The 7,011-nt window shown below is 66.5% G+C and carries 7 protein-coding genes, 1 tRNA gene and 1 pseudogene; 6 read left to right on the forward strand and 3 right to left on the reverse strand.

Going from position 1 to position 7,011, the window contains the following annotated elements:
- Window positions 1-77: transfer RNA gene (locus VFT73_RS09560), tRNA-Pro, on the reverse strand.
- Between the two features lie 167 nt (window positions 78-244).
- Here VFT73_RS09560 and VFT73_RS09565 point away from each other — a divergent pair.
- Window positions 245-421, forward strand: a complete 177-nt coding sequence (locus VFT73_RS09565; protein WP_326410300.1) for a hypothetical protein — start codon at window positions 245-247, stop codon at window positions 419-421.
- A 7-nt stretch (window positions 422-428) separates the two neighbouring features.
- On the opposite strand, the gene VFT73_RS09570 is transcribed toward VFT73_RS09565, so the two are convergent.
- Complete coding sequence (locus VFT73_RS09570) at window positions 429-1,577, reverse strand: acyl-CoA dehydrogenase family protein (protein WP_326410302.1); 1,149 nt, start codon at window positions 1,575-1,577, stop codon at window positions 429-431.
- A 101-nt stretch (window positions 1,578-1,678) separates the two neighbouring features.
- Between VFT73_RS09570 and VFT73_RS09575 the strand changes: the two genes are divergently transcribed.
- A complete protein-coding gene (locus tag VFT73_RS09575) occupies window positions 1,679-2,521 on the forward strand; it encodes an SMP-30/gluconolactonase/LRE family protein (RefSeq protein WP_326410304.1) in 843 nt (280 codons plus the stop codon).
- Here VFT73_RS09575 and VFT73_RS09580 read toward each other — a convergent pair.
- Complete coding sequence (locus tag VFT73_RS09580; RefSeq protein WP_326410306.1) at window positions 2,472-2,969, reverse strand: hypothetical protein; 498 nt, start codon at window positions 2,967-2,969, stop codon at window positions 2,472-2,474. The genes VFT73_RS09575 and VFT73_RS09580 overlap by 50 nt on opposite strands.
- Before the next feature lie 124 nt (window positions 2,970-3,093).
- Here VFT73_RS09580 and VFT73_RS09585 point away from each other — a divergent pair, with 124 nt between their 5' ends.
- From VFT73_RS09585 to VFT73_RS09600, 4 genes and pseudogenes are all read left to right on the forward strand, one after another.
- On the forward strand, window positions 3,094-4,365 hold the full coding sequence (locus VFT73_RS09585; protein ID WP_326410308.1) for a 3-methyl-2-oxobutanoate dehydrogenase (2-methylpropanoyl-transferring) subunit alpha: 1,272 nt from the start codon (window positions 3,094-3,096) through the stop codon (window positions 4,363-4,365).
- A gap of 8 nt (window positions 4,366-4,373) precedes the next feature.
- On the forward strand, window positions 4,374-5,378 hold the full coding sequence (locus VFT73_RS09590; RefSeq protein ID WP_326410313.1) for an alpha-ketoacid dehydrogenase subunit beta: 1,005 nt from the start codon (window positions 4,374-4,376) through the stop codon (window positions 5,376-5,378).
- 4 nt (window positions 5,379-5,382) lie between these two features.
- A complete protein-coding gene (locus VFT73_RS09595; protein ID WP_326410310.1) occupies window positions 5,383-6,687 on the forward strand; it encodes a dihydrolipoamide acetyltransferase family protein in 1,305 nt (434 codons plus the stop codon).
- Between the two features lie 241 nt (window positions 6,688-6,928).
- Window positions 6,929-7,011 (forward strand): annotated as a pseudogene (locus tag VFT73_RS09600) (ATPase); the annotation flags it as partial.

Raw genomic sequence — 7,011 nt, forward strand, 5'->3', positions numbered from 1 at the left:
TGGTCGGGGAGAGAGGATTCGAACCTCCGGCCCCTGCCTCCCGAAGACAGTGCTCTACCAGGCTGAGCTACTCCCCGACCGGGACCGGGCAGCCGAAGCGGCCCGCGGAGGCAAGACGTGCGCCCATAGCGGGGGGCGGAGCGGCTTTCAAGCGCGGTGTTGGCGCAAATTTCGGCGCGCGCGGCGCGGCACCGCGCACGCCCTCATGCGTTAAGAACGACTCGCAGCTGGTGGTGCAGGTGAAATGGAAGAGGCGGAGCGTATCGTCGCCATCGGGCTGCTGACCGAGCAGGATCTGGATATTCTCGGCACCGGCTTTCGCCGCGCATTCCGGGTCGACGACACGCCGTGCTTCGACGAGCTGCTCGAGCAGATCGACGCAGCGGAAAGGCGCGCTGAGGAAATGCGGGCGGGCAACTAGCGGGCGCTCAAAGTTTTCTCCCGATCAGCTCCTTCATGATCTCGTTGGTGCCGCCATAGATGCGGCTCACGCGTGCGCCGCGCCAGGCGCGGGCGATCGGGTATTCGTTCATGTACCCGGCGCCGCCATGGAGCTGGAGGCATTTGTCCATCACTTCCCATTGCAGCTCCGTGTGCCAGAGCTTGGCGGCGGCGCCTTCCTCCGGCGTCAGCTCGCGGCGAAGGTGCCTCGCCAGCGCCCAGTCGAGATGCGCCCAGCCGACCTGCAGCTTCGCCTTCAGGTCGGCGAGCGTGAAGCGGGTGTTCTGGAAATCAAACACGGTCTTGCCGAACGCCTTCCTGTCGCGGGTGAAGGCGACGGTGTCGTCGAACGCGCGCTGGGCCGAGGCCTGGGCGCCGATCGCGATGGCGAGCCGCTCCTGCGGCAGCTCCGACATCAGATAGATGAAGCCCTTGCCTTCCTCGCCGAGACAATTGGTCATCGGCACGCGCACGTCCTCGAAGAACAGCTCCGACGTGTCGGCGGCGTCCTGGCCGATCTTGTCGAGGTTGCGGCCGCGCTTGAATCCGTCGCGGGTCGCCTCGACCAGGATGATCGAGACGCCCTTCCAGGCGGGCTCCACTTCCGTGTCGGTTTTCGCGCAGACCAGCACCAGGTCGGCATTCTGGCCGTTGGTGATGTAGGTCTTTGAGCCGTTGATGACGTAGTGGTTGCCGTCCTTCTTCGCGGTGGTGCGGATGCCCTGCAGGTCGGAGCCGGTGCCGGGCTCCGTCATCGCGATGGCGGTGACGACCTCGCCCGAGACCATCCTGGGCAGCCATTCGCGTTTCTGCTCTTCCGAGCCGTAGGAGACGAGATAGTTGACGACGATGTCGGACTGGAGGCTGAAGCCCAGCGGCGTGCCGGCGTAGCTCACTTCCTCGTCGATGATCGCGTTGTAGCCGAAATCGAGGCCGAGTCCGCCATATTCCTCCGGCACGGTGGGGCACAGCATGCCGATCTCGCCGCCCTTCACCCAGATGTCCTTGTCGACAATGCCCTGTTCGTCCCAGCGGGCGATGTGCGGCACCGCTTCCTTCTGCAGCCACGCGCGCACCGTCTGGCGGAATGCCTCATGCTCGGGCGTGTAGACGGTGCGGTTGTGAGTATCGAGCATGCGGGTCTCTCCTGTTTGAGGCAGGAGAGACGGAGTTTACGTTTCCGTCAAGGGGAGGTGCGCCCCTCGACTTCGTTCGGGACGGGCGGCATGGATGGGCCATGGGCCCGGAGCTGATCCTCGACGCACGCGCGGAACTCGGCGAGGGGCCGCGCTGGCATGCGGGCGAGCGGCGGCTTTACTGGGTCGATATCGCGCGCTGCGAGCTGCACCGGTTCGATCCGGCGACCGGCGCGGACGAGAAGCGCGTGTTCGAGCAGCCGGTCGGGTGCTTCGCTTTCCGCAAGACCGGCGGGCTGCTGCTGGCGATGAAGGACGGATTCGCGACGATCGACGATTGGGACGCGGAGCCGGCGCCGTTCGGCGAGGCGGTGCTGAAGGACAGGGCCGATTACCGCTTCAACGACGGGCGCACCGACCCGTGGGGGCGATTCTGGGTGGGAAGCGTCGACACCGCCAAGCAGACCGGCGAGGCGGCATTGTACCGGCTCGACCCGGACGGACGGGTGACCTGGATCGAGGGCGAGATGCTGACCTGCAACGGCGCCGCGTTCAGCGCCGACGGCGGCCGCTTCACCCACGCCAACACGCCCAGCCACGCGCTGCGCATCTACGATGTCATCGACCGCAAGCTGACCAACCGCCGCACCTTCCACCAATGGCCGGTCGGCGAGGGGCGCCCGGACGGCGGATCGTTCGACGAGGCAGGCTTTTACTGGACGGCGCTGTTCGACGGCGGCCGGATCGTCCGGCTGTCGGGCGAAGGCGACGTGGTCGAGGAAATCGCGCTGCCCGTCTCGCGTCCGACAATGATCGTGTTCGGCGGCGAGGACCGGCGCACGGCGTACGTCACCAGCGCGCGGGCGGAAGGCGAACGCCAGTCGGGCGGGATCTTCAGCTTTGCGGTGGATGCGCCCGGCGTGCCAGAATGGCCGTTCGGCTGATCATCAGCCATTTGAGGTCGCCCGTAGCCGCGAATGCGGCATCGCAGGCATCGGCCATCGTATCGACGCACTTGGCGAGCACGCGGCCGCGCAGCATCCAGTCGAGCGTCTCGACGCCGCAGGCGATGAAATCGTCGCGGCCGAGCGTGCGGCCGGCGCGAAGCAGCGCTTCGGGCAGGCGGCACGCATCTTCCTCGAACACGATCTCGAACCAGGCCCAGTCGGGCCGGCGCAGCGGATCGAGCAGCTGGACCAATTGCTCGCCCCCTCGTTCCAGCAGTGCCCGCGCGCTCCTGAGCTCCGGCTGGCTTCGAAGTTTGTCGGCCGCGCGCAGCATCACCGCGACGAGATCGCGCGGCGTCGACGGGGCTGGCTTGGGAGTCGTTGAGGGGGTGGTGGCGGGGATTGTTTCGGCTGTGGCCAAGCTGAACATGAGATTAAAACGCAAGTAGAAGCTGCTTGGTTGCATCGCGATTGTGCGGCGCAGCACATCGGGCGCTCGCAACAGGCTTTGAAATTTTATAACAAGCACGCCAAAGGGCCACGCGCCCCGCGATTCCCGTGGAGAGAGGATGTCCACCCGCCCCAATCTGCCGCCCTTGAGGCTGCATGTGCCGGAGCCGAAATTCCGGCCCGGCGACGAAGCCGAATTCAGCGATGTGCCCATTCCTGCTGCCGGCGCGACGCCGCGTCCGGCGGTCGAGGCCGCGCCCGCTGCGTTCCACGACCTCGCCTATGACCTGGTCCGGGTGCTCGACGAAGACGGCTGCGCCGTCGGGCCGTGGGACCCGAAGCTGTCCCCCGACACGCTGCGCGGCATCCTGCGCGCGATGGCGAAGACGCGCGCGTTCGACGAGCGGATGTACCGCGCCCAGCGCCAGGGCAAGACCAGCTTCTACATGAAGTGCACCGGCGAGGAGGCGATCGCCTGCGCGCAGGCCTATGCCCTCCACCGCGACGATATGTGCTTTCCCAGCTATCGCCAGCAGGGGCTGCTGATCGCACGCGACTGGCCGCTTATCGACATGATGAACCAGATCTACTCCAACAAGGGGGATCGGCTGGGCGGCAAGCAGCTGCCGATCATGTACTCGACGCGGGAAGGCAGCTTCTTTTCGATCTCCGGCAACCTCGCGACCCAGCTGCCCCAGGCGGTCGGCTGGGCGATGGCATCGGCGATCAAGGGCGACACGCGCATTGCCGCGACATGGTGCGGCGAGGGATCGACCGCGGAAGGCGATTTCCATTCCGCCTGCACCTTCGCTTCCGTCTACCGCGCGCCGGTGATCCTGAACGTCGTCAACAACCAGTGGGCGATCTCCAGCTTCTCCGGCTTTGCGGGCGCGGAGGCGACGACCTTCGCCGCGCGCGCGATCGGCTATGGCATCGCCGGGCTGCGGGTGGACGGTAACGACGCGCTGGCCGTCTATGCGGCAACCGAATGGGCGGCGGAGCGCGCGCGCACCAATCAGGGCCCGACGCTGATCGAGTTCTTCACTTACCGTGCCGAGGGTCATTCGACCTCCGACGATCCCAGCGCGTATCGCTCCGCCCAGGAGCGCGAGAAATGGCCGCTGGGCGATCCTATCAGCCGGCTGAAGCAGCACCTGATCGGACAAGGCGAATGGGACGAGGAGCGTCACGCCGCAATGGACCTCGAGGTCGCTAACGAAGTGAAAGCCGCGCAGAAGGAGGCCGAGAAGAACGGCATCCTGGGCCACGGCATGCACCAGCCGATGTCGACCATGTTCTACGACGTGTTCGAGACATTGCCCTGGCATCTGGAGGAGCAGCGACAGGAAATGCTGGCCGAAGCGCGCGCGGCAGGAATCGAGACGAGCTGATGGCCCGCATGAACATGATCCAGGCGATCAACTCGGCACTCGACGTGCTGATGGATCGCGATCCCGACATCGTCGTGATGGGCGAGGATGTCGGCTATTTCGGCGGCGTGTTCCGCGCGACCGCGGGGCTGCAGGCCAAATACGGCAAGACGCGGGTGTTCGACACGCCCATCAGCGAGCTCGGCATCATCGGCGTCGCGGTCGGCATGGGCGCCTATGGCCTGAGGCCCGTGCCCGAAATCCAGTTCGCCGACTATATCTACCCGGCGCTGGACCAGCTCGTCTCCGAAGCGGCACGCCTGCGCTATCGCTCGGCCGGCGAGTTCACCGCGCCGATCACGGTGCGCTCGCCGTTCGGCGGCGGCATCTTCGGCGGCCAGACGCACAGCCAGAGCCCGGAAGGCATCTTCACCCACGTCTCGGGCCTGAAGACGGTGATCCCGTCGACGCCCTATGACGCGAAGGGCCTGCTGATCGCCGCGATCGAGGACAATGACCCGGTCATCTTCTTCGAGCCCAAGCGCATCTATAACGGCCCGTTCAGCGGCCATTACGATCGCCCGGCAAAGAACTGGTCGCAGCATCCGGACGGCGAAGTGCCGGAGGACTATTACCGGATCGAGCTCGGCAAGGCGCGCGTCGTCCGGCCGGGCGCGGACCTGACGATCCTGGCTTACGGCACGATGGTCCATGTCGCGGCCGGTGTGATCGAGGAGCAGGGCATCGACGCCGAGCTGATCGACCTGCGCACGCTGCTGCCGCTCGACATCGAGACGATCGAAGCTTCGGCGAAAAAGACCGGCCGCTGCATGGTCATCCACGAAGCGACCCGCACCTCCGGCTTCGGCGCCGAGCTAAGCGCGCTGGTGCAGGAACGCTGCTTCTATCACCTCGAAGCGCCGGTCGAGCGCGTGACCGGCTACGACACGCCTTATCCGCACAGCCTCGAATGGGCTTATTTCCCCGGCCCTGTCCGCATCGGCGAGGCGATCAAGAAGATCATGAAGGACTGACGAGATGGGCCTTTTCACTTTCCGGCTGCCGGATATCGGCGAAGGCATTGCCGAGGCCGAGATCGTCGCCTGGCACGTCAAGGTCGGCGACCGGGTCGAGGAAGACGGCAAGCTCGCCGACTTGATGACCGACAAGGCGACCGTCGAGATGGAATCACCGGTTGCCGGCGTGGTCCGCGAAGTTGCGGGCGAGGTCGGCGACACGATCGCGATCGGCTCGGCACTGGCGGTCATCGAGACCGAGGGCGAAGCGGAAGACGCGGGCGACGTCGCCGCGCCCGTTGCGAGCGAGACCGCGACCGAGCCGATGCCGCGGGTCGAGCCGAGTGCTGCCGCTCCGGCCCCTATCCCGCTCGTGCCGAGCGAAGTCGAGGCGCGTGCCAAAGAAGAAGTTCCGGGGCCGGAGCAGCGCCCCTCGACTTCGCTCGGGACGAGCGAGCCGGTTGCGCACGCCCAGATTCTCGCCTCCCCCGCTGTCCGCGCCCGCGCGAAGGAGCTCGGCATCGACCTCGCCAGCGTGCAGCCATCGCAGGAAGGCCGCGTCCGCCACGCCGATCTCGATGCATTCCTCACCTACAATGCCGGCCAAGGCTATGGCCGCCCGGCCGCACCGCGCCAGGACGAGCAGGTGAAGGTGATCGGCATGCGCCGGCGCATCGCCGAGAACATGGCGGCATCGAAGCGGAATATCCCGCATTTCACTTATGTCGACGAGATCGACGTCACCGACCTCGAAGATATGCGCGCCGACCTGAACGCCAATCGCGGCGAGCGACCGAAGCTCACCATGCTGCCGCTGCTGATCGTCGCGATCTGCAAGACGCTGCCGGACTTCCCGATGCTCAACGCGCGCTACGACGACGAAGCGGGCGTGGTGACGCGGTTCGGCGCGGTCCATCTCGGCATGGCGACCCAGACTGATGCGGGGCTGATGGTCCCGGTGATCCGCGACGCCCAGGCGAAGAATGTGTGGCAGCTGGCGCGCGAGATTAGCCGCCTCGCCGAGGCGGCGCGGACCGGCAAGGCCAAGTCGGAGGAGCTGTCGGGCTCGACTCTCACCGTCACGTCGCTGGGACCGCTGGGTGGCATCGCGACCACGCCGGTGATCAACCGCCCCGAAGTCGCGATCATCGGGCCGAACAAGATCGTCGAGCGGCCGGTCTTCGACGGCGACGACATCCGCCGCGCCAAGCTGATGAACCTGTCGATCAGCTGCGACCACCGCGTCGTCGACGGCTGGGATGCCGCGAGCTACGTCCAGGCGCTGAAAAAGCTGCTGGAAACCCCGGTCCTGCTGTTCGCGGACTGAGGCTTGATCCTCGTCTATAGGGGAGGATTGAGCAGCTGCAGAAACCGCACCGCCGCGTCCCACTCGCGGCGGCGTGCCTCACGGGCGGAGGTGGCGAGCGCATCAGCACCCCACAGCTCTTCCTGCCACAGCTCGTCGAGATTGACCGCGTCCCATATCTGATCGGCGTCAAACGCCCGTTCGACCAGCGCCAGACCGGCTCGCCTTCGGCGAAGCGCTCGCGAAATATGGCGAGAGCGATCTGCTCGCCTATCGCGCCGAAAACCCGCCCGAGCTGACCGCCCGCCAGGCGGAGCAATGGGGCCCGCTGCTCGCCTGGGTCCA

The sequence above is a fragment of the Sphingomonas sp. genome (assembly GCF_035758555.1).
Taxonomy (GTDB): domain Bacteria; phylum Pseudomonadota; class Alphaproteobacteria; order Sphingomonadales; family Sphingomonadaceae; genus Sphingomonas_B.